A 24748-nucleotide genomic window follows, 5' to 3' on the forward strand; every position below is an offset into this window, starting at 1 on the left:
GATGAACTTCTTCGAGCAGCAGGCGCAGGCCCGCCGCAGCAGCACCCGCCTGGTCGTCCTGTTCGCGCTGGCGGTGGTCGGCATCGTGCTGGCCATCGACATCGCGGTGGCAGTGGTGGCCGGCCCCAACTGGGGCCTGCTGGCATTCACCACGCTGGCCACGCTGGCGGTGATCGGGCTGGGCTCGCTGTACCGGCTGGCCTCGCTGCGCGGCGGTGGCGACGCCGTGGCCCTGCAGTTCGGCGGCACGCCGGTGCCGCAGGACACCACCGATGCATCGCTGCGCCGCCTGCGCAACGTGGTCGAGGAGATCGCGATCGCCTCGGGCGTGCCGGTGCCCAGCCTCTACGTGCTGGAAAACGAGGGGGCGATCAACGCCTTCGCGGCCGGCTACTCGACCAGCGATGCGGCGATCGCGGTGACCCGCGGTGCGCTCGATCGCCTCAACCGCGATGAGCTGCAGGGCGTCATCGCCCATGAATTCAGCCACGTGCTCAACGGCGACATGCGCCTCAACATCCGCCTGATGGGGGTGCTGTTCGGCATCCTCATGATCAGCCTGATCGGGCGCAAGGTGCTGTACCTCGGGGGTGGCCGCAGCCGCAATGGCGCCGCGATCCTGGTCGCGGCGCTGGTGGCGATCCTGGTGGGCGCGATCGGCATGTTCTTCGCACGCATGATCAAGGCCAGCGTCAGCCGCACGCGCGAACGCCTGGCGGATGCGTCGGCGGTCCAGTTCACGCGGCAGACCGCGGGCCTGGCCGGCGCGCTGAAGAAGATCGCAGGCCTGCCCGAGGGCGCGCGCCTGAGCGACAAGGCCGACGCTGAAGAGGCCAGCCACATGCTGTTCGGCGATGGCGTGGGGTTCAGCGGCCTGTTCGCCACCCATCCTCCGATCCTCGAGCGCATCCAGGCCTTGGAGCCGGGCTTCCGCGGCGAGCAGCTCGAACGCATGCGCGGGCAGTGGGCGATGACGCCGCCCTCGGGCCTGCAGGAAGACCGGATGATGGGCCTGGACGGGCACCCGGGCACGCTGCCGGCGCGCGATGGCAACCTCGCTGTCACGCCACCGATGGTGTCCGCCCAGGTCGGCCATCCGGAGGCGGACGACTACCACCGCGCCGACGCCATCGTCCACGCCATGCCCGACGCGCTGGGCACGCTGGCCCGCTCGCGTGAGGCGGTGCTGCCGCTGGTGCTGGGGCTGCTGCTCGACGACGACGCCGCGATGCGCGGTCGCCAGCTGCCTGAAATCACCGCGCGCCTCGGCGACGCCGTGGCCCAGGGTGCGCTGGCACTGCATCGCGGCGACCTGGCTGCGCTGCATCCGATGCAGCGCCTGCCCCTGGCGTCGATCGCGTTCCCGGTGCTGCGCAAGCGGCCGCGCCCGGAGCTGGAGACGTTCCTCGACACGGTGCATGCGGTGGTGCACTGCGACGGTCGCGTATCGTTGTTCGAGTACTGCCTGGCGCGATTGCTCGAAGTCCAGCTGCGCGAGTCGCTGGACCCGCGCAGCCATGCGCGCTTCGGCCGCCGCAAGCCCGGCAGCGTGCGCCAGGAGTTCGCGACCCTGCTCGCGGTCGTGGCGCACGCCGGCAGCCCGGACGATCCGGCAGCCGCGCAGCGCGCCTACCTGGCCGGCCTGCAGCGCGTGCTGCCGCGGGATCACGTGCCGTACGCGCCGCCGGCCACCGGCGTGCTCGCACTCGACGAGGTCTGGGCGGCGCTTGATGCGCTGGAGCCACTTGCCAAGCAGGTGATGGTTGAGGCGGTGACCGCCGCGGCCAGCCACGACGGCCGGATCTCGGTGGCGGAGTCCGAGCTGCTTCGCACCATCTGCGGCGTGCTGCATTGCCCGCTGCCTCCCGGACTCGAGGCGGCCTGATGCCCGGCGAGCAGATGGGTACCGGACGGCGCCTGGGCCGTTTCCGGACCGCGCTGTCCGCGTCGCCGCCACTGTGGTGGGCGATGCTGTACTTCTTCAGCCTGCTCTGTGGTTACTACGTGCTACGCCCCGTGCGAGACGCCATGGGCGCCTCGTCGGACGCGGCCGCCGTATTCCCGCGTGGCCTGATCGCGCTGGGCGAGCGCATGGGCATCGAGGTCGGTGACTTCACCCTGCAGCTGCTGTTCACCGCCACCTTCATCGCCATGGTGCTGCTGCAGCCGCTGTACGGGGCGCTGGTGTCGCGCTTTCCGCGGCGCGTGTTCCTGCCGGCGGTATACCTGGTCTTCATCGCCTGCCTGCTCGGCTTCTGGTGGGCCTTCGACAGCGGCATCCCGGGGCGCGGCGCGGTGTTCTTCGTCTGGGTGGCGGTCTTCAACCTGTTCGCGGTGAGCGTGTTCTGGAGCTTCATGGCGGATGTCTTCGACAACGCCAACGCGAAGCAGTTCTACGGCTACATCGGTGCCGGCGGCACCATCGGCGCCCTGGTCGGTCCGGCCATCACGCGCTTCCTGGTGGGGCCGGTGGGCGTGGCCAACCTGCTGCTGGTGTCCGCCGGTTTCATCGCCGTCTGCCTGCTGTGCATCATCAAGCTGCGGCCCTGGGCGCTGGCCCGCGAGCGCAGCCACGGTGGCGGCGCGGACGGGCGCGCGATGGGCGGTTCGATCCTGGCCGGCCTGCGCCTGGTCTGGGAGCGGCCGCTGCTGCGCGCGCTGGCGATGCTGATGTTCTTCGGTGTCGGTGTCGGCACCCTGCTGTACAACGAGCAGGCAGCGATCGTGCGTGCGGCCTTCGATACCGCCGAGGAGCGCGCGGCGTTCTACTCGACGCTCGACTGGGCGATCAACGGGCTCACCATCGCCATCCAGCTGCTGCTGACCCGCTTCCTGCTGCAGCGCTACGGTATCGCGCCGCTGCTGCTGCTGCCGGCGTTCGCGATCATGCTGGGCTTCGCGGCGCTGTCGGCCTCGCCGCTGCCGATGCTGGTGGCGATCGTGCAGATCGTCACCCGTGCCAGCGAATTCTCGCTGGCCAAGCCCGCGCGGGAAACGCTGTACACCCGCGTCGACCGCGAGGAGCGCTACAAGGCCAAGGCGGTGATCGACACCGCGGTCTACCGCGGCGGCGACCTCACCTTCGTGTGGATGCACAAGGCGCTGGCGGCGCTGGGGTCGAGCATGGTGTTCCTGGCCGGCCTGGGTATCGCGGTGGGCATGACCTACGGCGCATGGCGCGTGGTGCGCGCCGAGCGCACGCTCCCGGACGACCCCGCCGCGGAGCCCGTGCATGCGACACCCAAGCCGACGTGACCTCCTGAAGGCCGGCCTTGCCGGTGCCGTTGCCCTGGCCCTGCCGGCCTGCGCGCGCAGCCTCGCCGGCGGTGCCGGACCCGAAGCCGCCGGCGCCGCTGCACCGATGCGGATCCTCGTGCTGGGCGGCACCGGCTTCCTCGGTCCGCACTTTGTCGCCGCCGCGCGCGCGAAGGGCCATCGGCTGACCCTGTTCAACCGTGGCAAGAGCAACCCGGAGCGCTTCGAGGGCGAGGAGTTCGCCGACATCGAACAGCTGCGCGGCGATCGCAAGGTCGACCTCTCCGCGCTGGGAGGCGACCGCCGCTGGGACGCGGTGCTCGATACCTCCGCCTACGTGCCGGCCGACGTCACCCGCGCGGCGCGGCTGCTCGCGCCCCGAGTGGGGCAGTACCTGATGGTGTCGACGATTTCGGTCTATGCGAAGACCGACCGGCGGGGCCAGGACGAGGACGCGTCGCTCGCGATCCTCGCCGACCCGAGCGTCACCGAAGTCACCGGTGAGACCTACGGCGGGCTCAAGGCGCTGTGCGAGCGCGCCGCCGAAGCCGAACTCCCCGGACGCACCACCATCGTCCGTCCCGGGCTGATCGTCGGTCCGGGCGACACCACCGACCGCTTCACCTACTGGCCGGCGCGGGCCGACCGTGGCGGCGAGATCCTCGCGCCCGGTGCGCCAGACGATCCGACGCAGTTCATCGACGTGCGCGACCTCGCGGATTTCCTGCTGCTCGCGCTGGAGCAGCGCCACACGGGGATCTACAACGCCGACGCGCCTGCGGGTTCGATCACCATGGGCCGGCTGCTGGCGACCTGCCAGGACGTGTCGCGGCGCATGAACACCATCCAGTGCGTGCGCGCACCGTGCCCGCAGCCGCCTGGCCACGATTCCACGCTGACGTGGGTGCCGGCGGACTTCCTGGAGGCGCAGGGCGTGTCGCCCTGGCAGGACATGCCGGCGTGGATCCCCGCGACAGGTGATTACGCCGGCTTTGGCCACATCAGCACGGCGCGTGCGCATGCGATCGGCCTGCGCACGCGTTCGCTCGAGGACACGGTCGGTGACACCCTGGACTACTGGCGCTGGCTTCCGCCGGAGCGTCGTGCACAGCCCAAGGCGGGAATCACGCATGAGCGCGAGGCGGCCGTGCTGGCGGCCTGGCATGAACGTGGGCGATGAGCCGAGCCGTCCGCGCACGCACGCGCGTCATGCGCCGTGCTAAGGCCGGCTGGACGCGTCGGATCCGCCTCCATGCTCGTTCGAATGGCTACGGTTGCCGTCCTGCTACTGGCGGAGCATGGTCGACCCGAGGATCGTTTTCCTCCCGTCCGCATCAACCACACCACCTCGTACTACGCGGTGCAGGGCAACAGCATTGGCCGCATACGCGAACAGCTGCGCCACCATGCTCCACAAGGCATGGCCTCGGGGCATGGCCGGACCAGCAGCAGGCTCTCGGTCGAAGCACAGCTCGACCAGGGCGCTGATGGCTGCACCCTCGGGGGGCTGGAGCTGTCGGTGGACATCGTGACGACGCTGCCCGAGTGGCAGCCAGCGCCACATGCCGGAAGAGAGGTGCGGCAGCAATGGCTGGGCGCACTCGGACGGCTCGAGCGCCATGAGGAAGGACATCGCCGCCATGCGACCGAGGCGGCCCACGAGCTGCACGCCGCCTTGCTGCGTCTTGCGCCCGAGGATGACTGCCTGCGTCTGCAGACGAGGGTGGACAGCATGGTGCGCCGGGCCACCTGGAAGCTGCGGATGCGTGACCGGTTCTTCGACGAGCGCACGCAGGACGGACTCCTCGACGATGCTTCCGCGTCATAGCTAGCGTGCGGCGCTGCCGCGGACATGCCCGCTGCCCGACACGTGGGTGGGCAGGCGGGCAGGGAACCCCGGTAACGCGTTGCTGGAGGCCTCAGGCTGCTTCGCGGTTGCCGTCCGGGCGTTCCGGGTTGTAGTACGTCGCCGCGCGCAGCTCATGCGCGTCGAAGTCGTCGACGGTGATCGCGTCGAGCGTCATCTCGCGCAGCTCTTCGAGCTGCACCCGCTCCTCGGCGGTGATCCAGCCCTCGCGCACGCCCTCGTCGAGCTGGCTGGCGAAGTCCAGCGCCTCGATGCCCTTGTTCTTCAGCGCCTTGAGGAACTTGCGCTCCACCGGCTCCGCGGCCACGGCGGCGGCCAGGTAGCTGTTGATGCGGCCGGCGGGGTTGTTCGCGCAGGGCGTGGTGAAGACGCCGGATGCGAGCCGGTCGCGGGCTTCGTTCGGCGTCATCAGCAGCGCCGCGACGCGATGGCCCAGCCGGTCGCCCGGCGCTTCGGCGCGGCGGCCGAGCGGGAAGATCAGCAGCCACATCAGCCAGCCCACCGGACGGATCGGGAAGTTGCGCAGCGCCGCGGACAGCGCGGTTTCGATCTTGTGCACGCTGTCGTGGTACGCCCACGCCAGCAGCGGGCGATCGGCGACCGGCGTGCCTTCGTCGTGGTAGCGCTTGAGGATGGCGCTGGTCATGTACAGGTGGCTGAGCACGTCACCCAGGCGGCCCGACAGCGACTCCTTGAACTTGAGCTTGCCGCCCAGCATCAGCATCGACACGTCGGCCATCAGCGCCAGGTTGGCGGAATGGCGGTTGAGGCGGCGGAAGAAGCGGCGGGTGTAGTCGTCGCCCGGCGCCCTGCCGAAGCGCGAGCCCGTCACTGCGAACCACACCGAGCGCACCGCGTTGGAAATCGCATAGCCGATGTGGCCGAAGAGCGCGCGGTCGAAGGCTTCCAGGCCAGCCCGCTCGTCGGGATCCTGCGCCGCCTTCATCTCCTTCATCACCCACGGATGGCAGAGGATCGCGCCCTGGCCGAAGATCAGCAGGCTGCGGGTCATGATGTTGGCGCCCTCGACCGTGATCGCGATCGGCGAGGCCTGCCATGCGCGGCCGGCGAAGTTGCGCGGGCCGAGGATGATGCCCTTGCCGCCGATGACGTCCATGACGTCCTTGGCCACTTCCCGGCCCATCTCGGTGCAGTGGTACTTGGCGATCGCCGAGGGCACCGCGGGCACGTCGCCACGGTCGACCGCCGCCGCGGTCGCCTGCGACAGCGCGCTGATCGCATACGCCTTGCCGCCGATGCGCGCCAGCGCCTCTTCGACGCCCTCGAAGCGGCCGATCGACAGCCCGAACTGCTTGCGGATGCGCGCATAGGCACCGGTGGTGACCGCGCCGGACTTGGCGCCGCCGCTGGCGGTGGAGGGCAGGGTGATCGAGCGCCCGATCGACAGGCACTCGCTGAGCATCCGCCAGCCTTCGCCGAAGCCGTTTTCCTCGCCGATCACCTGGCTCAGGGGCACGAACACTTCGCGGCCGTGGATCGGGCCGTTCTGGAACGGCGAGTTGAGCGGGAAGTGGCGGCGGCCGATGTCCATGCCCTCGACCTCGCGCGGCACCAGGGCAAGCGTGATGCCGATGTCGCGGGTGTCGCCGAGCAGGCCGTCGGGGTCGTACATGCGGAAGGCCAGGCCGATCAGCGAAGCCACGGGCGCGAGCGTGATGTAGCGCTTGTCGAAGGTGAGCTTCAGGCCCAGCACCTGGGCGCCGTTCCACTCACCCTTGCAGACGATGCCGAAGTCCGGGATCGAGGTCGCGTCCGAGCCCGCGAAGGGACCGGTCAGGCCGAAACAGGGCACGTCGCGGCCATCGGCCAGGCGCGGCAGGTAATAGTCCTTCTGCGCCTGGGTGCCGTAGTGCATCAGCAGTTCGCCGGGGCCAAGCGAGTTCGGCACGCCCACGGTCGAGCTGACCACGCTGGAGATCGAGGCCAGCTTCTGGATCACCTTGTGGTGGGCCAGCGCGCTGAAGCCCAGGCCGCCGTATTCCTTCGGAATGATCATCCCGAAGAAGCGCCGGTCCTTCATGAACTGCCACATCTCCGGCGGCAGGTCGGCGCGGACATGGGTGATGTCCCAGTCGTCGGTCATCCGGCAGAGCTGCTCCACTGGACCGTCCAGGAATGCCTGCTCCTCGACGGTGAGCTCCGGCTTGGGCTGCGACATCAGGACGTTCCAGTCCGGCGCGCCCGAGAACAGCTCGCCTTCGAAGCCGACCGAGCCGGCCTCCAGCGCGATGCGTTCGGTCTGCGACAGCGGCGGCAGGATCTTGCGGTAGAACTTCAGCAGCGGCGCGGTGACCAGGGGCTTCCGGATCACCGGCAGCAGCAGGGGCACGGCGACCAGGGCGGCGATGGCGATGGCGACCACGGTGGCCGGAATGCTGGCGCCCAGCAGCCAGCAGGCGGCGAGCGCGGCGGCAGTGATGGCCGCCCAGGTGGCCAGGCGCATCCGGTGGTAGGCGGCGAACGCGCCAACCAGCAGCAGGACGAGGAAGGGGACGACGATACTCATGGCACGGTCTCCGCGAGCGCTCGGCTCGCCTTCGGCTGGTGGAAGCCAGTGTGCACCCGCAGACGACACGGCCGCGCACGGGCCATACGGATCAGTATGGACATCGGCACCCGGCGCTGTCAACGCGGTGGCCCGCCGAGTGCTGTCCCGCACCCATGCGTATGGATACACTCGGGGAATGAAGAAGCCTGCGGCAAAAAGCGAACGCAGCCGCCTCAGCGCCGATGACTGGGCCGAGGCCGCACTGGACCTGGTCGCCGAGCTCGGCGTATCCGCGGTGGCGGTCGAACCGCTTGCACGCCGGCTGGGCGTCACCAAGGGCAGTTTCTATTGGCATTTCCCGTCCCGCGACGCGCTGCTGCAGGCTGCGCTGGAGCGTTGGGAGGCGTTCGAGGAGCAGGACGTCTTCGGCAAGCTCGAGGCCGTTCCCGATCCCCGCGAACGCCTGCGCGCGCTGTTCCAGATGGTGGCCCGGGAGTTCAAGTCGCACGTGGTGTACAGCGCGCTGCTCAAGGCGCCGGACCATCCGGCCGTGCAGCCGGTGATCGACCGTGTGTCGCAGCGCCGGCTCGATTACCTCACCGCGTCGTTCCGGCAGGCCGGCCTGGGCCGCACCGAGGCACGGCACCGCGCGCGGCTGACCTATGCCGCATATGTCGGCTTCCTGCAGTTGAACCTGCAATTGCACCAGGCCCGGATGCCGCAGGAAGAGTTCGATGAATACGTCGAGCACCTGACCCGCACCCTGGTGCCGGGCTGACGCGGAGCATTGCTGCTTATTGCACTGCAGCACGCGGCGGGGTGCCGGCTGGCTAGAATTGGTGGTCCAGCCTGAAAAAAGCGCTTTGCGGAGGCGCAAGACACATGAATGCAGTTCCCCAGCAGGGCGCCCGTGCGACGCCCGGCACGCGGCTTGCGTCCCTGCGGCAGTGGGTCGACGAGGTCGCGGCGCTGACCCGGCCGGATCGCGTGGTGTGGTGCGACGGCAGCGACACCGAAGCCGCCGGCCTGGAGGCGGCCATGATGGCCGATGGCACCCTGCTGCCCTTGAACCAGGACACCCACCCGGGCTGCGCGCTGCACCGCTCCAGTCCCGATGACGTGGCCCGGGTCGAGCACCTGACCTTCGTCTGTCCGTCCAACCGGGATGACGCCGGCCCCAACAACCACTGGATGGCGCCGGCCGAGGCGCACGCCAAGATCGATGCCCTCTTCGACGGCTGCATGCAGGGCCGCACGATGTATGTCGTCCCGTACTGCATGGGTCCGATCGATTCGCCGCTGGCGCGCTGCGGGGTCGAGATCACCGACTCCGCGTACGTCGTCGCCAACATGCGGCTGATGACGCGCATGGGCGCCGGGGCGCTGGCCCGCATCGAGCGCGAAGGCATGTTCGTGCGCGGCCTGCATTCCACCGGCGAGCTCGATCCCGGGCGCCGCTACATCATGCATTTCCCGGAAGAGCTGGCGATCAAGTCCTACGGCTCGGGCTACGGCGGCAACGCGCTGCTGGGCAAGAAGTGCCACGCGCTGCGCATCGCGTCGCACCAGGCGCGGCAGGAGGGCTGGCTGGCCGAGCACATGCTGATCGTCGGCATCGAGAACCCGCAGGGCGAAGTGCATTACGTCGCCGCGGCGTTCCCCAGCGCCTGCGGGAAGACCAACCTGGCCATGCTGATCCCGCCGGAGTCCTACCGTGAAAAGGGCTGGAAGGTGTGGACGGTCGGTGACGATATCTGCTGGATGCACCCGGGCGAAGACGGGCGGCTGTGGGCGATCAATCCGGAGGCCGGCTTCTTCGGCGTGGCGCCGGGAACGTCTGAAAAGTCCAACCCCAATGCCCTGGCTTCGATCCAGCAGAACACCATCTTCACCAACGTCGCGGTCACCGACGACGGCCAGCCCTGGTGGGAAGGCCTGGACAAGCGCGAGCCGGCGAAGGACTGGCAGGGCCGTCCCTACGACGCCGGCAACGGCCCGGCCGCGCATCCGAACTCCCGCTTCACCGTCAGCGCACGCCAGTGCCCGAGCTGGACGCCCGAGGCCGAAGCACCGCAGGGCGTGCCGATCAGCGCGATCGTCTTCGGCGGCCGCCGCGCCAGCCTGGTGCCGCTGGTGTTCGAGGCGCGCGACTGGACGCACGGCGTGCTGGTCGGCGCGGCCATGGGTTCGGAAACCACGGCTGCGGCGACCGGGGCGGTCGGCGTGATGCGCCGCGACCCGATGGCGATGAAGCCGTTCTGCGGCTACAACTTCGCCGACTACTTCAGCCACTGGCTGTCCTTCGACACACCAGAGGCGCGGTTGCCCAAGGTCTTCCACGTGAACTGGTTCCGCAAGGATGCCGACGGCCGCTTCGTGTGGCCGGGCTTCGGCGACAACCTGCGCGTGCTCGAATGGATCATCGGCCGCGTCAAGGGCGAGGCCGGGGGAACGGATACGCCCATCGGCGCCATTCCGGCGGCAGGCGACCTGGCGCTTGAGGGCCTGGACCTCGACGATGCCGCGCTGGCAACCCTGCTGGGCTTCGAGCGCGAGGGCTGGCGCACGGAGTTCGGCGAGATCGGTGGCTTCCTGGACGGCTTCGGTGAACGCATGCCGGAGGCGCTGCTCGACGAGCATCGCCGGATCAGCGACGAAATCGCCGTCTGACCCGGACTCCACGTTCCGCTTGAAGGGCGACCCGCCGGGTCGCCCTTTTTTCTGCGCGACGTATCGGCAGGCACAAAAAAAGTGGCCCCGTTTCCGGGGCCACTTCCTGAATCAGCTTCCTATCAGAAGCGCTGCATGTATTCCATGTAGATGTAGCGGCTGTCCGGAATGTCGTACTGCGGGTCGAACGAGTTCGCGAAGGCCACCTGCGAGTACGGCGCGCTCTTCTTGAAGATGTTGTTCACGCCGAGCTTGACGGTACCGTTCCACGGCAGTGCATAGCGAGCCTGCATGTCGTGATAAGTGGTCGCCGACAGGCGGTTCCGCGGGGCGAACTGGGGTGAGCCGTCGGGACCGTCGATATAACGATCCTCATTCGAGCACATGCCGTAACCGGGATACAAGCACTCCTCGACCACGCCCGAGTAGTAACGGGTGGACCAGGTCGCGCCGAAATCACCATAGTTCCAGTCAAGCGAAGCGTTGGCACGCAGGCGCCACGTCGGATCGCGGTCGTTGTAGATACCAATGAGGTTCTCGACCTCGGCGCCCGGCAGCGACTGGAGGTCCCACTTGCTCATGTAGCTGCTGTCGAAGTTCAGGGCGAACTGGCCGAACGAGGTTTCCGGCAGGCGGTAACGCACGTTGAAGTCCCAGCCTTCGACTTCGATGGACGCCACGTTCTGCGGCACCAGCAGCATGTCGGTGATCACGCCCTGGTTCGGGCCCGCGGCAGTGTCGCGGACGATCATGTCGCAGAACTGCTGGTTACCGAGGCCGTAGCACTGGTCGAGGATTTCGGTCGTGCTCGGCGTGGAGATCGCATTCGTGATCTCGATGTTCCACCAGTCAAGCGAAATGTCCAGGCCGTCCACGAAGTTGGGGCTGTACACGAGGCCCAGCGTGACGGACTCCGACTCTTCCGGACCGACATCGGCGTTGCCGCCGAAGGTGAACGGGAAGATCGTCTGCCCGCCGTAACCGTTTACGGCGTTGCTGGTGATCTGGAGGTAGTCAACCGGTACGCCCGCCGCGGTGCAGTTCGCCGCGATGGTCGCGTTGTAGCCCGGGAAGTCGACCGAGCAGATGTCGCCGAAGCTCTCGTAGGAGTCCGCGTTGCCGCGGAACAGCGTCTGGACCGGCGGGGCGCGGAAGCCTTCCGACCAGTTGCCGCGGACCAGGAGGTCTTCGATCGGCTTCCACTTGAAGCCCACCTTGCTGTTGGTGGTGTCGCCGAAGTTGCTGTAGTCGGAGTAGCGCGAGGCCAGGCTGAACTCGAGCAGCTGTGCACCCGTGACGCCCGAAAGGACCGGGAGCAGAAGCTCGGCATAGACCTCGTCGAGGTCGTACGAACCGGAGGTCGGCAGGCGCGAGTTGCCCGAGGTGTAGCCTGCGGCCACGAAGGCGTCGGGACGGTCGAAGCCGCTTTCCTTGCGCGATTCGATACCTGCCGCGAACGCCATCATGCCGCCCGGCAGTTCGACGATCTCGCCGCTGATGTTGGCGGTGAAGCTCTCGCTGCGGTTCTGGAAGGTGTCGTTGGCGGTGAACAGGATGAAGTCGAGCATCTCCTGGGTCACGCCGCCAGCCGGGCTCAGCGGGTTGAACGGCACGCAGCCGTCGATCACCGCACCCGGTGCACCGCACTTGATCACGCCATCGGTGTCCATGAACGACGGACCGACGCCGAGCGCCACGTTGAGCATGTTGGCGTCGCCGATCTGGGCGTCGTGCTGGTCGGACTTGTTGAAGTTGTAACCGACGTCCCAGTTGAAGAAGCGGTCACCCAGCTCGAACGCGCCCTCGAAGCCCACATAGGTGTGGATCGTCTTGACGTCCTGCTCGTAGTAGCGCGCCTGCTCGGTGAGGCGATGGCTCCAGTGCAGGTCGCGGCCGTCACCGCCATGCGCGACGTTATAGGGGTTGAAGTAGCTCTCACCGCTCATCACGGTGTCCGCCGGGTTGCCGAGCAGCGGGCCGCCGCTCAGCGGGAAGCCCGCAAGCTGCTGGGCCGAGCGACGCTCGTTGTACATGGCGTCGGCGCGGAAGCTGACGTTGTCGGTGATGTCGTAGCGACCCTTGAGGAACATCGAGGTGCGCGTCTGCGGAGTCAGCAGGTAGTTGTCCTGCGCGTAGTTGTACGCATGCTCGGCCGCGGTGAACGGGACGAACTGGTCCAGTGCGTAGCGGCCGTTGGTCGGCGTGGCGCTGCCGTCGACGACCAGGTTGGGCGCGCCGGCACGGATACGGCCGTGGTTGGACGTGCCGCTGTACATGTCGCTGCCCAGGCCAAACACGGGATCACGCGACAGCTCGCGGTCGCGTGCCATGACGGCCTCTTCCTCGACGCGCGACAGGCTGATGACCACGTTGCCGCGCTCGCCGCTTACGCCCACGGTCGCGTCGACCGAGGTGCGCTCGCCGTCGCCCTGGTTGAACTGGCCGATGTGGGTGCGGAACTCGGCGCCTTCGAAGTTGTCGCGGGTGATGATGTTCACCACGCCGGCGATGGCGTCGGAACCGTAGATCGCGGACGCGCCGTCCTTCAGGACTTCGATGCGCTCGATGACGGCCGCGGGGATGGTATTGAGGTCGACCGAGCCGGTCAGGGTGGAGACCCAGCGACGACCGTCAACGAGCACCAGGGTGCGCGAGGAGCCGAGGTTGCGCAGCGAGATCTCCGAAGAGCCGTCGCCGCCGTTGTTGAAGGAGCGGTTGATGCCGGCGCCGTTGGCCGAGATGCGCGAAAGCACTTCGGCAACCGAGGTCAGGCCCTGCTTTTCGATCTCGGCGCGATCCAGCACCAGGACCGGCTGCGAGGTTTCGGCATCGACCGAACGAATGCGCGAACCGGTGACCTCGATGCGATCGAGGGTGGTCGCCTGCTGCCCGGAATCCTGGGCGAACGCGACGCCGGTACCGGCGATGCCGGCACCGCCCGCGACCAGTGCGATCAGCACCGCGTCACGGAGTTGGGTGGTCTTGAACGTCATCTCTCTCTCCAAGTGAGTCTTGGGTAAATCCCATGGGAACCCCACCGGTGGAGTCAAAGCAGACGCCAAGGCCGGCAGGGCCGTCGCCGATAGTAGCCCTGCCGAAGCGAAAATTAAAGTGTTGTTAAAAAATGCGGCCCGCGTCACGGGAACCCGCATGAATCAAGGACTTAGAGGTCCTGTTCGTACCGGATATAGGGCACGGTGCCCTCGTCGTCACGCCCGTTGACGTTCGGGGCGAACGGATTCCGGCCCCGCGTGACGAGATTGTCGGCGCCCACGGTGAGCTGTCCGCTCCAGGGCGTACGCCAGGTCAGGCCCAGTCCGAGGCCTTCCCACTTGGGCTGGCCGGGGGTTTCCACGACCTGGCCGACGATGCTGGCGCCAAAGCGCCCATAGCCGCCGCCGATCGACAGGCTGTGCGAGGTCCAGGCATCGCCGATGCCGAGGTTCGTGGCTTCGGCGGGGGTCACCAACGTGGCCTTGGCCACGGTGCCGGCGATGGCGACCATGCCCTCGCGGCCGATATTGTGCTGCGCAAACACGGTCAGGTCGTTGAGGTCGACGGTGGCGCCCGTGCCCCGGGTGCCCGGGGTGAGCCAGCCGGGGAGCGTGCCGCTGCCGCTGCCGGCACTGAGGCCCAGCCGGGTGTTCCGGCCGGCCTTGAAGGCTGCCGTGCCGCTGGCATGCGTGCCGCCTTCGTCTTCGAAGCTGGCGAGCATGCAGTTGTTGGCGAGGTTGCCCAGCGCGCTGGCAAGGCCCGACTTGCGGTCGCAGAACACGCCCAGCGAATTGCCCGCGTCGATCCCGAAAGCGGCGTCGAGGGCGTTGCTGCCGAAGCCCGGAGCGGAGCCGGGGTCGGCCGCCTCGAGCAGGAGCAGGGCCTCGATCTTGCCGCTGGACTGGTTCCACACCGGCAGCACGGCCTGGTCGCGTTTACCGCCCTGCAATGACTGTGCATGCGCGCCCGTGGCCACGCCGAGGGCGAGGGCGAGCGACAGTGACAGTTGTGCAAGGCGCGACTTCATGGCGTGCCGATAGACCCCCAGGCTGAGGCGGAAGTTCCGCCCCGATCATGGCTTGGACTCTAGTGGATTTATATTTCCTTAACAATCCCCTCCACGCTACTGCAGTCCCGTGGGGGCCTCCATTGGGCGCTGCGCCGAAGTGAAGAGGGCGTGTATGGCCCCGGCATCGAACGCATAGCCCTGTCCGCAGAATTCGCATCGCACGGTGGCCGTGCCTTCAACCAACGCGGCTTCCGCCTCGTCCCGGCCCAGCGAGGCCAGCATCGCCTCAACCCGCCCGCGCGAGCACGAGCAGGCAAAGGACAGGGCGCGGCCGCCCAGCAGCTCCGGCGACTCCTCGTGGAACAGCCGGTGCAGCAGCGTCGATCCCGCAGTGGCCATCAGTTCGCCGGCATCAAGGGTGGAAAACAGCGCGCTGGCGCGGTTCCAGCCGTCGTCATCGCCCGCATCGGCCGGGAGCTTCTGCAGCATCAGGCCGGTGGCGTGGTCCTCGCCGGCCGCCAGCAGGATCCGCGTGGGCAGCTGCTCGGACTGGGTGAAGTAGCTCTCGAAGGCAGCGGCCAGTGCCGGGGCGTCCAGCGGAACAAGGCCCTGGTAGCGCGCGGCATCGCGGCTGCCGATGCCCGGATTCTCGATCGTGATCGCGAGCAGGGCGTCGGCGCCGAGGTCCTGGAGCGCGGCGATGTCGCCGGCACCTTCGGCCATCCGCGCAATGCCGCGCAGGGTGCCCGCCGCGGTGCATTCGGCGAACAGGGTGCGCAACGCGCCCTCGCCGCGCAGCTGCACCGACAGCCGGCCGTCCACCTTGACGTGGCCCGTGAACAGCGCCGACGCCACCGCGGCCTCGCCGAGCAGGCCGCGCACCACCGGCGGGTAGTCGTCGCTGGATGCGATCCGGCGCCAGGTGTCGCCCAGGTGGACGTGCACGCCGCGCACCCCGGCGCGCGGCAGCAGGAAGCGGGTCAGGAAGTCATGGCTTTCGGTGGAAGCGGTCATGCGGAATCCGGTTGCGATTGTGGCGAGCGCCGGCGGCTGGATAATCAGCGTAACGGCCCGCGTGTGGGCGAACGATGGAGATGGGGATGGCGCGTGGCAGGAACAAGGACGCGGAACCGGCGTCGCCACCGGCCCCGCGGCGTCGGCGCAGTCGCTGGCACTGGCTGTGGAAGCTGCCGCTGCTGCTGGCGTTGCTGAGCATCGCGCAGGTGCTGGTGCTGCGTTTCGTCGATCCGCCGTTCTCGTCGTTCATGGCCATCCGCCAGGTCGAGGCCTTGCGCGCGGGTGATGCCGGCTTCCGGATCGCTTACGACTGGCGTGACCTGGACCGGATCGCGCCCTCGCTGCCGCTGGCGGCGGTGGCTGCCGAGGACCAGAACTTCGCCCGTCACCGCGGTTTCGACCTCGAGGCCATCGAGCGCGCGCTGGAGCACAACTCGGAGGGCAAGCGCATCCGGGGTGGCAGCACGATCAGCCAGCAGCTGGCGAAAAACCTGTTCCTGTGGAGCGGGCGCAGCTGGGTGCGCAAGGGCGCCGAGGCCTGGTACACGCTGTGGATCGAACTGCTGTGGCCGAAGCAGCGCATCCTCGAGGTCTACGTCAACGTGGCCGAGTTCGGCGACGGCATCTACGGTGCGCAGGCCGCGGCGCGCAGCTACTGGGGCAAGGACGCGGATGCCCTGTCCAACAGTGAGTGCGCGCGCCTGGCCGCGGTGTTGCCGAGCCCACGACGCTACAGCGCGCACCGTCCGGGGCCCTATGTGCAGCGGCGCGTGCAGTGGATCGAGCGGAACATGCGTAACCTCGGCGGTGCGGCCTGGCTGGACGGCCTGGAATGAAGGTGGCTGGAGCGCCGCCGTCGCGCGATAGGATGAGGGCATGACCCGCGATCGACTGACCGTGGTGGTGGCGGCCTTCAACGAGGCCCAGTCGCTGCCGGAGCTGCACCGCCGCCTGGGCGCCGTGCTTGCAGGGCTGGCCAGCGAAGGCGGCGTGGACGGCGGCGTGCTGTATGTGGACGACGGCAGTACCGATGCCACCTGGACGGTCTTGCGGGACCTGGCCACCGCCGACCCGCGGGTGTCGCTGCTGCGCCTGTCGCGCAACTTCGGCAAGGAGGCCGCGCTGACGGCGGGCCTGGACCGGGTCGTTGAAGGCGCGGCGCTGATCCTGGATGCCGACGGCCAGGATCCGCCCGAGCTGATCCCGCGGTTCGTCGCGCGCTGGCGCGAGGGGTATGACGACGTCCACGGCACGCGCCAGGCGCGCGAGGGCGAGGGCTGGTTCAAGCGCGCGTCCGCGCACGCCTTCTACCGTGTGATGCAGCGGCTGTCGAAAACGCCGATGCCCACCGACACCGGCGACTTCCGCCTGTTGTCGCCGCGCGCGCTCGCCGCACTGCGGGAACTGCGCGAGCGGCACCGCTTCATGAAAGGCCTGTTCGGCTGGATCGGCTTCAATCGCGTGAGCGTTCCGTATCGCCGTGAACCGCGCTTGGCCGGCAGCAGCAAGTTCAACGCCTGGCGGCTGTGGAACTTCGCACTCGAAGGCATCACCAGCTTTTCCACCGCGCCGCTGCGGCTGGCGACCTACCTTGGCGTCGCCACCGCGGTCGTGGCGTTCGCGTATGGCCTGTGGATCATCCTCAAGGCCCTGTTCTGGGGAGACCCGGTGGCGGGCTGGCCGACGATGATGTCGGTGATCCTGTTCCTGGGCGGCGTGCAGCTGATGGCGCTCGGGCTGATCGGTGAATACCTCGGCCGGCTTTACGAAGAGTCCAAGCAGCGGCCGCTGTACGTGGTCGACACCTGGTCGCCGGCCGAAGGGGTATGCTCGGCCATGCCACCCACGATCGAGCGAGGCCGCGATGCGCACGGTGAGGCAGCTGCTGGAGTCCAAGGGTCCTGAAGTCCACGCGATCGGTCCGGATGCGGCGGTGATCGACGCCATCCGGCTGATGGCCGAGAAGGGCATCGGCGCACTGGTGGTGCTTGAGCCGGGAGGGCGGCTCGCCGGCATGGTGTCCGAACGCGACTACGCGCGGAAGATCGTGCTCGACGGACGCTCGTCGAAGGAAACACCGGTACGCGACATCATGACCGCCGACATCGTTACCGTCGGCCTGGATGATGTCGCACCGGCCTGCATGCAACTGGTCACCGAACGGCGTGTCCGCCATCTGCCCGTCGTCGCCGATGGCCGGGTGGTGGGCCTGGTCTCCATCGGCGACCTGGTCAAGGCGGTGATCGAGGAGCAGCAGTACGAACTCGACCAGCTGCAGCGCTACATCACCTCCTGAACCCGCAGGTCACTGCGCGTATTGGCCGCCACAGTCGCTGTCTTCGCCCGGTCCCAGTTCCAGCGTGGCCAGGAGCGCCGCGGGCGGCGCGATGCTCGCCAGCGTCAGCGCGATCGCGCCGCGCAGGCCGAGGCGCCCCATGTCCGGCCGGAAGCCCGGGTCGCGGAAGCTGCCGTCGACCACCAGCGGCGAACGCAGCGCGAGGATGCTCCGGTCCTTGGGCCGCGGCTTGAGCACGAGGTCCAGTTGCTCTTCGTCGAGGTCGACCGTACCTTCGCCGACGATGATCGTGTCCGAGGTATCGAAGGCGAGTGCGCGCGCGGTCATCACGCCATCGGCGATCACGAAGTCGCCGAACGCGCAGCGGATCGCCACCTTGCGGTCCTTGCCGAGCAGGAACCTGAGCGCCTCGAAGATATCGAGGCCGGCGAGTTCGAGCAGCAGGTTGCTGACTTCGCCACGGCCCATGCCGAGCACGGCTTCGCCGTCGGCGCTGCCGAGCATGCGCGCGATCGAATTGCCGCTGCCGGCGATGTCGATGTCGCCGCTGATCCGCCCGACCGCATCGTCGGTGAGCGCCGAGTCGGGAAACAGCCGGCCCAGTTCGAGCCCGCGCGCGCGGATGGCGGCATCGGTGCGGATCGCTTCCTGGCGCGCGTCCATGCGGATCGTGGATCGCACGCGGCCGCCGGCCACGCCGAAGTCCAGCGGCTCAAGCCGCAGCAGGCCGGCCTCGAGCAGGATGTGCGCGTCCATGTCGTCCAGCGGCCAGCCCGGCGCTTCGATGCGCTGTGCCTTCCAGCGCACGTCGGCGTCCATGGTGCGCAGCTTGTGCAGGTCGTACGGTGTGTCGGGGAGCAGGCGGTCGGCGGCGGTGTACTCGCTGGCTTCGGCTTCGAGCTCGGCGCTGCCGGTCTCGCCGGCACCGCTCTCCGGCGCGGCTCCGACGAAGCCGGCGAGGTCGTCGAAGTCGAGCAGGTCGGAGTGGAGGTCGCCCTCGAACAGCAGGCGTTCGCGGCCTGTGGTGATGGTGGCCGTGCCGGCGAGATCACTGTCGCCGACCTTGCCGCTGAAGCCCTCGTAGCGCCACACGGCGTCCTCGCGGACGAGGCGGCCGTCGAGTTCGTAAGGCGGCGTGTTCGGCAGTGCGATCCCGAGCAGCGGATAGAGATCCTCGAGGTCCTTGCCGGACAGTGCCATCTGTACGTCGAACGCAGTCAAGCCGAGCAGGCGGGTGATGGCGCCACGGGCATGCGCGCGGGTTGCGCCGGCGGATGCCTTCAGGTCGACCGCGTAGGGCGTCCCGGTGTCGCGCAACTCCAGCGGGGAAGCGACGGCACCCGACACCTTGAAGGCTTCGCCGCGCCAGTGGCCGTCACCGCTCAGCGCAAGCGGGCGCAGCGACGGATCGTCGGTGTCTTCACTGGCGACGGAGAGGTCCACGTCGGTCTCGTGCGCGGCGTCGACGAAGCGCAGGCGGCCCGTATCGACCTGCAGGTGGTCGATGCGCGGCCCATCGCCATCGCCCGACATGCCGTCGAAGCGCCAATTGCCGCCGTCGTCGCCGGCTTCCAGCAGGACATCGGGACGCGAGAGGCGAAGTTCCGGAATGTGGATGCGGCCGGCCAGCAGCGGCAGCAGCCGGACGTGCAGCTCGAGCGTATCGGCGCTGGCCATCTCCGGCGTGTCGGACCAGCCGGCGTTGCCGAGCATCAGCCGGTCGGCACGGATCACGGCGGTGCGGCCCAGGTCGACGTGCAGGTCGCCACCGATGTCGAAGCTGCGGCCGGTGCGGGCGGTGACGATGCGTTCGACCGGGCCCCGGAACCAGTTCCAGTCCCACAGCAGCACCAGGGCCAGCAGGCCCACGCCGACGATGGCCACCGCCGTGCGCCAGGGATGGGCGTGTACGGCAACAACGGCCTTGCGATAGGGCGTGTCGTGCGGCGGGACATCCGTCGGCATTCGCCGGCTCCGGGTGCGGGTGCGATGTCCAGCCTCTACCGGGCCCGGTCAAACCGCAGTGAATGCGTTCCGGGGTGTTCAGGCGTTCAACGTCACCTGCGCCATCACGGCGACGTAATGGCAGACGCTGCCGGCGATGCAGAACAGGTGCCAGATCGCGTGCGAGTAAGGGATCGACTCGCGGTGATAGAAGATCGTGCCCAGCGTGTAGAGCACGCCGCCCGCGACCAGCCAGCCGAAGGTCCAGGCATCAAGCGCGGCCAGGACGGGCTTGATCGCCACCAGCACCAGCCAGCCCATGGCCACGTAGACCAGCGTGGACAGGCGCTTGAAACGCCCGGTGTAGAACAGCTTGAACACCACGCCGGCCAGGGCCAGCGACCAGATCGCGACGAACAGGCTCCAGCCCCACGGTCCGCGCAGGCCAATCAGGGTGAAGGGCGTATAGGTGCCGGCGATCAGCAGGTAGATCGCGCAGTGGTCGAGGACTTTCAGCCGGCCCTTGAGCACCGGGTGCTCGAAGGAGTGGTAGAGCGTGGACGCGAGATAGAGCAGCAGCAGGGACACGCCGAACACGATCGCCGCGCCCAGCTGCCAGCCGTTGCCATGCAGCGCGGCCAGCGTGATCAGTACCGCGCCGCCGGCGAGCGCCGCGGCGGCGCCCAGGCCATGGGTCAACGCGCTTGCGAGCTCTTCGCGCTTCGCGCGCAGGTTCATGGTCGACACGATGGAATCCCGGGGGAGAAGCCGGATCGATGATGCCATGCGTGGCTTGTCGGCGCCTCAGTCGTACCGCAGAAGCTTCTTGCCACGGATTCACGCGGATAAAGGCGGATTTACGCGGATAGGACAAGAGCATTTTTTTAGCCACGGATCAGCGCGGATTACGCGGATCTGGCTGGGGCACTTCTGCTGCAGGCCGCGGGATAGGAGTGGGTCAGCGCAAGGAGCAACTCAAAGCCTTGGCTTGATCCGCGTAAACCCGCGCCAATCCGCGTCATCCGCGGCAAAAAACGCTCTTCCTCCGCCCCGCCAGAACCTCAGCCCGCGCCTTGGGTGTGGACCTGTTCGCGGGTGGCGTCGAAGCGGACGTCGGGCCAGCGTTCCTGGGCCAGCTGCAGGTTGACCCGGGTCGGGGCCAGGTAGACCAGTTCGCCAGCGGCATCAATGCCGAGGTTGGGGGCGTTCTTCTCGCGGAACTCTTCGAGCTTCTTTTCGCTGTCGCAGTGCACCCAGCGCGTGGTGACGACGCCCACGGGTTCGAAGATCGCGTCCACGCCGTACTCGGCCTTGAGCCGGTAGGCGGCGACGTCGAACTGCAGCACGCCGACCGCGCCCAGGATCAGGTCGTTCGACATCAAAGGCCGGAAGAACTGGGTCGCGCCTTCTTCAGACAGCTGCGCCAGGCCCTTCTGCAGCTGCTTGAGCTTCAGCGGGTCGCGCAGGCGCGCGCGCCGGAACAGCTCGGGCGCGAAGTTGGGGATACCGGTGAAGGCGAACTGCTCGCCCTCGGTGAAGGTGTCGCCGATCGAGATCGTGCCGTGGTTGTGGATGCCGATCACGTCGCCCGGATACGCCTCGGCTGCGATCTCGCGGTCGCTGGCCATGAAGGTCAGCGCGTTGGCGAGCTTCATGTCCTTGCCGGTGCGCACGTGGAAGGTCTTCATGCCGGCTTCGAAGCGGCCCGAGCACACGCGCATGAAGGCGACGCGGTCGCGGTGCTGCGGATCCATGTTCGCCTGGATCTTGAACACGAAGCCGGTGAGCTTCGATTCTTCGGGCGCAACGACGCGGCTGGTGGTGGCGCGCGGCTGCGGCGAGGGCGCGTGGCGCACGAAGAAGTCGAGCAGCGGCTGCACGCCGAAGTTGTTGACCGCCGAACCGAAGAACACCGGGGTCTGCCGCGCGGCCAGGTATTCGTCGACGTCGAAGGCGTGGCTCGCGCCCTGCACCAGTTCCAGTTCGTCGCGCAGCGAGGCCAGCATGTCGGCGCCGATGCGCGCTTCCAGGGCGGGGTCGTCGATCGAGGGGAAGATGGTCGAGTCCTGGCGGGTGAAGTTGCGGCCCTGTTCGTACAGGTGCACTTCCCCGGTGATCAGGTGTACGACGCCCTTCAGGCGCTTGCCCATGCCGATCGGCCAGGTCACCGGCGCGCACTGGATGCCGAGCACGCTCTCGACCTCGTCGAGCAGTTCGATCGGCTCGCGCCCCTCGCGGTCGAGCTTGTTGATGAAGGTCATGATCGGCGTGTCGCGCATGCGGCACACCTCCATCAGCTTGATGGTCCGTTCCTCCACGCCCTTGGCGACGTCGATGACCATCAGCGCGCTGTCCACCGCGGTCAGCACGCGATAGGTGTCCTCGCCGAAGTCGGCGTGGCCGGGGGTGTCGAGCAGGTTGATGATGTGTCCCTCGTAGGGGAACTGCATCACCGAGCTGGTGACCGAGATCCCGCGCTCCTGCTCCAGCTTCATCCAGTCGGACGTGGCATGGCGCGCCGCCTTGCGACCCTTCACCGACCCGGCCATCTGGATTGCACCGCCGAACAGCAGCAGCTTTTCGGTCAGCGTGGTCTTGCCGGCGTCGGGATGCGAAATGATCGCGAACGTACGGCGGCGGGCGGCTTCACTGGAAACGTCAGGCATGGCGATACGCGCCTTGCTGGCGCCGGGAGTGGGCGGGAAGCCGGCAATTATACGGGGGCGGCGGGTATCGAAAGAGCATTTTTGCCACGGATGACGCGGATCCGCGCGGATTCACGCGGATCAGGCTGGGAAAGAGGGGTAGGACGCACTGATCCGGCTGGCCTCGGCCCGATCCGCGTAATCCGCGTAGATCAGTGGCTGAAAAGCTCTTTGTTCCATCCGCGTCCATCCGCGTAGATCCGTGGCTGAAAAATGCTTTTGGCCTATCCGTGCAAATTCGCGGGTATCCGCGTAAATCCGTGGCAAAAACGCCCTCGCCCTACTGCTCGACCCCCGCTACAGCCTCGGTGAAGCGCAGGATCCCGCCCGGACCGAACATCTTGAAGGGCAGCGACGCCAGGCGCAGGCCGCGGTTGGCCTGGACCACGAAGTGCAGGTGCGGGCCGCCGCTGTAGCCGGTGCTGCCCGAGGTGCCGATGTGCTGGCCGCGGCGCACGCGCTCGCCCTGGCGGACCTGCACGCCACCCGGCGCCAGGTGTGCATAAACGGCCATGGTGCCGTCGCCGTGGAGGATGCGAATGAAGTTGGCGCGGTCGATGTCGTCGGGCGAGGCCATGCCGCCCCGGGTGAAGCGCGCCTCGACCTGCATCACCACGCCGTCGCGTGCGGCCAGCACGGGCGTACCTTCGGGCACCGCGAAATCCACTGCATGCCGGTTTTCGTCGTCGCGGTGGCTGACACCGCCGCCCCAGCCCTGCCCGATGCGCAGCGTGCGGGTCGCCAGGGGCCAGGCGTACTCGACGTCCAGTGGTCGCGCGCCCGGATGCCCGGGAACGACTTCAAGCAGCAGCTGCGCATCGCTGCGGTCGACGCGCGCGACCAGGACCCGGGCAAGCGCCGGAACCGTGGCGCGCGCGGGCAGTGCGGGGCGTGCCGCCGGCGTCGGTCCGCGGGCGCGCAGCACGACTTCGATCGGCCCGGACAGGAGGTTTTCCGCCCAGGCCTCGGGGCCATGGCCACGATCGACGACATCCAGTCGCGCCAGGGGCGCAGGCCCGGCATGTCCACGCTGCTGCTGCGGACCCTCCGCGTGTGCCACGCCGACCGCGGCGATCCACGCAAGCACGATGGCGGCGGAACGCATGCGCATCGTCAGTGCAGGCAGGCGGGATCCAGGCCCAAGGCTACGACGATGTCGCGCAGGTCGAAGGCCGACATTGCGCGGTCGTCATGCACCGCGTACAGCACGCCGCCCGGGAAGCGTGGCGTGGCGGCCGCGTGCAGGGCGATGCCGTCGGTGCGCGCAGTGACCTCGCCGTGGAAGCTGCCCACCGGTGACAGGTCGGCGCGGTCGAAGAGGTGGAACCAGGTCAGCGGCGCCTGCTGGTCGACCGCCAGCCAGTAGCCTCCCGTGGCGCTGCAGGCCCAGAGCACCACGCCCTCGGCCTCGCCGGTGAAGGTGCCTTCGGGCAGGCTGCGGCCGGTCCAGCGGCCGTCGAACCCGTAGACGTGCAGGTTGGACGGGCTGGCCTTGTCTTCTTCCGCGACCAGGAGGCGGTCGTGGGCCGGGTCGCCGGCGATGGACTCGACCATGTTCAGGCGGGCGGGCCCCTCGGTTTCACCGAAGGAACCGAGATAGGCGGCATCGAGGTGGCCCTGGTCGTCGAAGCGCAGGCGGTAACGGCGCACGCGCTGTGAAAGCTCTTCCGCCGGCGGCACCACGTCGTAGCGTTCGCCGTACATGAAGCTGTCGGTGACGAAGGCCTCGAGCTCGCCCGGCGCGGACTCGTGCAGCCAGATGCCGTAGGGGCTGCGCAGCTCGTCGGAGCCGAAGATCGCCTGGGGTGCGAAGTCGGGCAGCGACAGCAGCTGTACGCGATGGTTGTCGCGTTCGACCACGAACAGCAGGTCGCCGAACACCGTCAGGCCGTTGGGACGGTTGAACTCGCCCGGCGCCTTGCCGCGCGTGCCGATGCTGCGCAAAGGCTCGCCGCTGTCGCCATCGAACAGCGAAAGGCGATGGGTGGACTTGCCGGTGGCCAGCAGCCAGGTGCGGCCGTCGGCGTCCACCCAGGTGGCGACGGAGTCCAGCTCCTCGCCGCGGACATCGGGCGAGATCCAGGCTTCGGCGACCAGGCTCGATGGGGCTGCATCGGCCCCGGCCGTGGATGGCGGCGCCGAACGTGGAGCAGTGGCACAGGCGGTGAGGAGCAGGGCGAGCGCGCCCGCAACGAGAGTTTTCGACATGGCGCGATTATGCGGTGGCGAGGCGGGTCCCCGCACTGTGACCGATTTATATCGCTTCATCCGCATGAAGCGATTGACAGCGGTCGGGCGCGCTGCCAAGCTGCCGCCATCCATCGAGACCGGCTGAGGGACAGGCCCGACGAAGCCGGGGCAACTGGATGGGGCGCAAGCCCCGTCCGCCGTGCCAAGTCCTGCGGGGACCTGTGCGTCCACCGGAAGATGGTTGCGGATCGCCTCGCGGCGGTCCGTCGCGTATCGCCGTGGTCGCGCGGCG

18 protein-coding genes and 1 riboswitch are annotated in these 24748 nt (G+C 68.5%); of the genes, 9 read left to right on the top strand and 9 right to left on the bottom strand.

Annotation, left to right across the window (positions count from 1 at the left end):
• Nucleotide 1: 1 nt before the first annotated feature.
• From ACW5F0_RS09785 to ACW5F0_RS09800, 4 genes are all read left to right on the top strand, one after another.
• Nucleotides 2-1885: a M48 family metallopeptidase gene (locus ACW5F0_RS09785; RefSeq protein ID WP_456963746.1), complete on the top strand. Its 1884-nt coding sequence runs from the start codon at nt 2-4 to the stop codon at nt 1883-1885.
• Nucleotides 1885-3255: an NTP/NDP exchange transporter gene (locus ACW5F0_RS09790; protein ID WP_456963747.1), complete on the top strand. Its 1371-nt coding sequence runs from the start codon at nt 1885-1887 to the stop codon at nt 3253-3255. The genes ACW5F0_RS09785 and ACW5F0_RS09790 overlap by 1 nt, the downstream gene beginning before the upstream one ends.
• Nucleotides 3233-4435: an NAD-dependent epimerase/dehydratase family protein gene (locus ACW5F0_RS09795; protein ID WP_456963748.1), complete on the top strand. Its 1203-nt coding sequence runs from the start codon at nt 3233-3235 to the stop codon at nt 4433-4435. Before ACW5F0_RS09790 ends, ACW5F0_RS09795 begins: the two co-directional genes overlap by 23 nt.
• An 84-nt stretch (nt 4436-4519) precedes the next feature.
• Complete coding sequence (locus tag ACW5F0_RS09800) at nt 4520-5083, top strand: DUF922 domain-containing protein (RefSeq protein WP_456999642.1); 564 nt, start codon at nt 4520-4522, stop codon at nt 5081-5083.
• A gap of 91 nt (nt 5084-5174) precedes the next feature.
• Here ACW5F0_RS09800 and ACW5F0_RS09805 read toward each other — a convergent pair whose 3' ends face one another.
• Entirely contained in the window at nt 5175-7649 is a 2475-nt protein-coding gene (locus tag ACW5F0_RS09805; protein WP_456963750.1) for an acyl-CoA dehydrogenase, read from the bottom strand.
• A gap of 178 nt (nt 7650-7827) precedes the next feature.
• Here ACW5F0_RS09805 and ACW5F0_RS09810 point away from each other — a divergent pair, with 178 nt between their 5' ends.
• Nucleotides 7828-8409: a TetR/AcrR family transcriptional regulator gene (locus ACW5F0_RS09810; protein ID WP_456963751.1), complete on the top strand. Its 582-nt coding sequence runs from the start codon at nt 7828-7830 to the stop codon at nt 8407-8409.
• Nucleotides 8410-8513: 104 nt separating this feature from the next.
• On the top strand, nt 8514-10301 hold the full coding sequence (locus ACW5F0_RS09815; protein ID WP_456963752.1) for a phosphoenolpyruvate carboxykinase (GTP): 1788 nt from the start codon (nt 8514-8516) through the stop codon (nt 10299-10301).
• Nucleotides 10302-10423: 122 nt separating this feature from the next.
• Here ACW5F0_RS09815 and ACW5F0_RS09820 read toward each other — a convergent pair whose 3' ends face one another.
• The 3 genes from ACW5F0_RS09820 to hslO all read right to left on the bottom strand — a co-directional run bounded on the left by ACW5F0_RS09820 (nt 10424) and on the right by hslO (nt 15318).
• Entirely contained in the window at nt 10424-13294 is a 2871-nt protein-coding gene (locus ACW5F0_RS09820) for a TonB-dependent receptor plug domain-containing protein (protein WP_456963753.1), read from the bottom strand.
• 170 nt (nt 13295-13464) lie between these two features.
• Nucleotides 13465-14322, bottom strand: coding sequence for an XOO1806 family protein (locus ACW5F0_RS09825; RefSeq protein WP_456963754.1), 858 nt, complete (start codon nt 14320-14322; stop codon nt 13465-13467).
• 96 nt (nt 14323-14418) lie between these two features.
• Nucleotides 14419-15318 (bottom strand): Hsp33 family molecular chaperone HslO, encoded by a 900-nt coding sequence (gene hslO / locus ACW5F0_RS09830; RefSeq protein WP_456999643.1) that lies wholly within the window; start codon nt 15316-15318, stop codon nt 14419-14421.
• A gap of 86 nt (nt 15319-15404) precedes the next feature.
• Here hslO and mtgA point away from each other — a divergent pair, with 86 nt between their 5' ends.
• The 3 genes from mtgA to ACW5F0_RS09845 are packed head-to-tail and all read left to right on the top strand — an operon-like array spanning nt 15405 to nt 17617.
• Nucleotides 15405-16157 carry a monofunctional biosynthetic peptidoglycan transglycosylase gene (mtgA, locus tag ACW5F0_RS09835; RefSeq protein ID WP_456963756.1) on the top strand — a complete coding sequence of 251 codons (753 nt, stop codon included), beginning with the start codon at nt 15405-15407 and terminating at the stop codon, nt 16155-16157.
• A gap of 40 nt (nt 16158-16197) precedes the next feature.
• Nucleotides 16198-17226: a glycosyltransferase family 2 protein gene (locus ACW5F0_RS09840; protein WP_456963757.1), complete on the top strand. Its 1029-nt coding sequence runs from the start codon at nt 16198-16200 to the stop codon at nt 17224-17226.
• Nucleotides 17186-17617 carry a CBS domain-containing protein gene (locus ACW5F0_RS09845; RefSeq protein WP_456963758.1) on the top strand — a complete coding sequence of 144 codons (432 nt, stop codon included), beginning with the start codon at nt 17186-17188 and terminating at the stop codon, nt 17615-17617. Before ACW5F0_RS09840 ends, ACW5F0_RS09845 begins: the two co-directional genes overlap by 41 nt.
• 9 nt (nt 17618-17626) lie before the next feature.
• On the opposite strand, the gene ACW5F0_RS09850 is transcribed toward ACW5F0_RS09845, so the two are convergent.
• The 5 genes from ACW5F0_RS09850 to ACW5F0_RS09870 all read right to left on the bottom strand — a co-directional run bounded on the left by ACW5F0_RS09850 (nt 17627) and on the right by ACW5F0_RS09870 (nt 24474).
• Entirely contained in the window at nt 17627-19582 is a 1956-nt protein-coding gene (locus tag ACW5F0_RS09850) for an AsmA family protein (protein ID WP_456999644.1), read from the bottom strand.
• 78 nt (nt 19583-19660) lie between these two features.
• Nucleotides 19661-20299: a PAQR family membrane homeostasis protein TrhA gene (gene trhA, locus ACW5F0_RS09855; protein ID WP_456965205.1), complete on the bottom strand. Its 639-nt coding sequence runs from the start codon at nt 20297-20299 to the stop codon at nt 19661-19663.
• A gap of 323 nt (nt 20300-20622) precedes the next feature.
• Nucleotides 20623-22227, bottom strand: a complete 1605-nt coding sequence (locus ACW5F0_RS09860) for a peptide chain release factor 3 (protein ID WP_456999645.1) — start codon at nt 22225-22227, stop codon at nt 20623-20625.
• A 319-nt stretch (nt 22228-22546) separates the two neighbouring features.
• Entirely contained in the window at nt 22547-23377 is an 831-nt protein-coding gene (locus ACW5F0_RS09865; protein WP_456999646.1) for a M23 family metallopeptidase, read from the bottom strand.
• Between the two features lie 2 nt (nt 23378-23379).
• The gene (locus ACW5F0_RS09870; RefSeq protein ID WP_456963762.1) at nt 23380-24474 is read right to left on the bottom strand and encodes a phytase; all 1095 of its coding nucleotides are present in this window, start codon (nt 24472-24474) and stop codon (nt 23380-23382) included.
• A gap of 107 nt (nt 24475-24581) precedes the next feature.
• A riboswitch (SAM riboswitch) is annotated at nt 24582-24700 on the top strand.
• Nucleotides 24701-24748: the final 48 nt, after the last annotated feature.

The organism is Luteimonas sp. A534, assembly GCF_054072805.1.

Excerpts from the sequence above, each read along its gene's own strand:
- trhA (WP_456965205.1), bottom strand. The coding sequence starts at position 20,299 with ATGAACCTGCGCGCGAAGCGCGAAGAGCTCGCAAGCGCGTTGACCCAT.
- ACW5F0_RS09820 (WP_456963753.1), bottom strand. The coding sequence starts at position 13,294 with ATGACGTTCAAGACCACCCAACTCCGTGACGCGGTGCTGATCGCACTG.
- ACW5F0_RS09850 (WP_456999644.1), bottom strand. The coding sequence starts at position 19,582 with ATGCCGACGGATGTCCCGCCGCACGACACGCCCTATCGCAAGGCCGTT.
- ACW5F0_RS09795 (WP_456963748.1), top strand. The coding sequence starts at position 3,233 with ATGCGACACCCAAGCCGACGTGACCTCCTGAAGGCCGGCCTTGCCGGT.
- ACW5F0_RS09810 (WP_456963751.1), top strand. The coding sequence starts at position 7,828 with ATGAAGAAGCCTGCGGCAAAAAGCGAACGCAGCCGCCTCAGCGCCGAT.
- mtgA (WP_456963756.1), top strand. The coding sequence starts at position 15,405 with ATGGCGCGTGGCAGGAACAAGGACGCGGAACCGGCGTCGCCACCGGCC.
- ACW5F0_RS09805 (WP_456963750.1), bottom strand. The coding sequence starts at position 7,649 with ATGAGTATCGTCGTCCCCTTCCTCGTCCTGCTGCTGGTTGGCGCGTTC.
- ACW5F0_RS09790 (WP_456963747.1), top strand. The coding sequence starts at position 1,885 with ATGCCCGGCGAGCAGATGGGTACCGGACGGCGCCTGGGCCGTTTCCGG.
- ACW5F0_RS09785 (WP_456963746.1), top strand. The coding sequence starts at position 2 with ATGAACTTCTTCGAGCAGCAGGCGCAGGCCCGCCGCAGCAGCACCCGC.
- hslO (WP_456999643.1), bottom strand. The coding sequence starts at position 15,318 with ATGACCGCTTCCACCGAAAGCCATGACTTCCTGACCCGCTTCCTGCTG.
- ACW5F0_RS09800 (WP_456999642.1), top strand. The coding sequence starts at position 4,520 with ATGGCTACGGTTGCCGTCCTGCTACTGGCGGAGCATGGTCGACCCGAG.
- ACW5F0_RS09870 (WP_456963762.1), bottom strand. The coding sequence starts at position 24,474 with ATGTCGAAAACTCTCGTTGCGGGCGCGCTCGCCCTGCTCCTCACCGCC.
- ACW5F0_RS09815 (WP_456963752.1), top strand. The coding sequence starts at position 8,514 with ATGAATGCAGTTCCCCAGCAGGGCGCCCGTGCGACGCCCGGCACGCGG.
- ACW5F0_RS09840 (WP_456963757.1), top strand. The coding sequence starts at position 16,198 with ATGACCCGCGATCGACTGACCGTGGTGGTGGCGGCCTTCAACGAGGCC.
- ACW5F0_RS09860 (WP_456999645.1), bottom strand. The coding sequence starts at position 22,227 with ATGCCTGACGTTTCCAGTGAAGCCGCCCGCCGCCGTACGTTCGCGATC.
- ACW5F0_RS09825 (WP_456963754.1), bottom strand. The coding sequence starts at position 14,322 with ATGAAGTCGCGCCTTGCACAACTGTCACTGTCGCTCGCCCTCGCCCTC.
- ACW5F0_RS09865 (WP_456999646.1), bottom strand. The coding sequence starts at position 23,377 with ATGCGCATGCGTTCCGCCGCCATCGTGCTTGCGTGGATCGCCGCGGTC.
- ACW5F0_RS09845 (WP_456963758.1), top strand. The coding sequence starts at position 17,186 with ATGCGCACGGTGAGGCAGCTGCTGGAGTCCAAGGGTCCTGAAGTCCAC.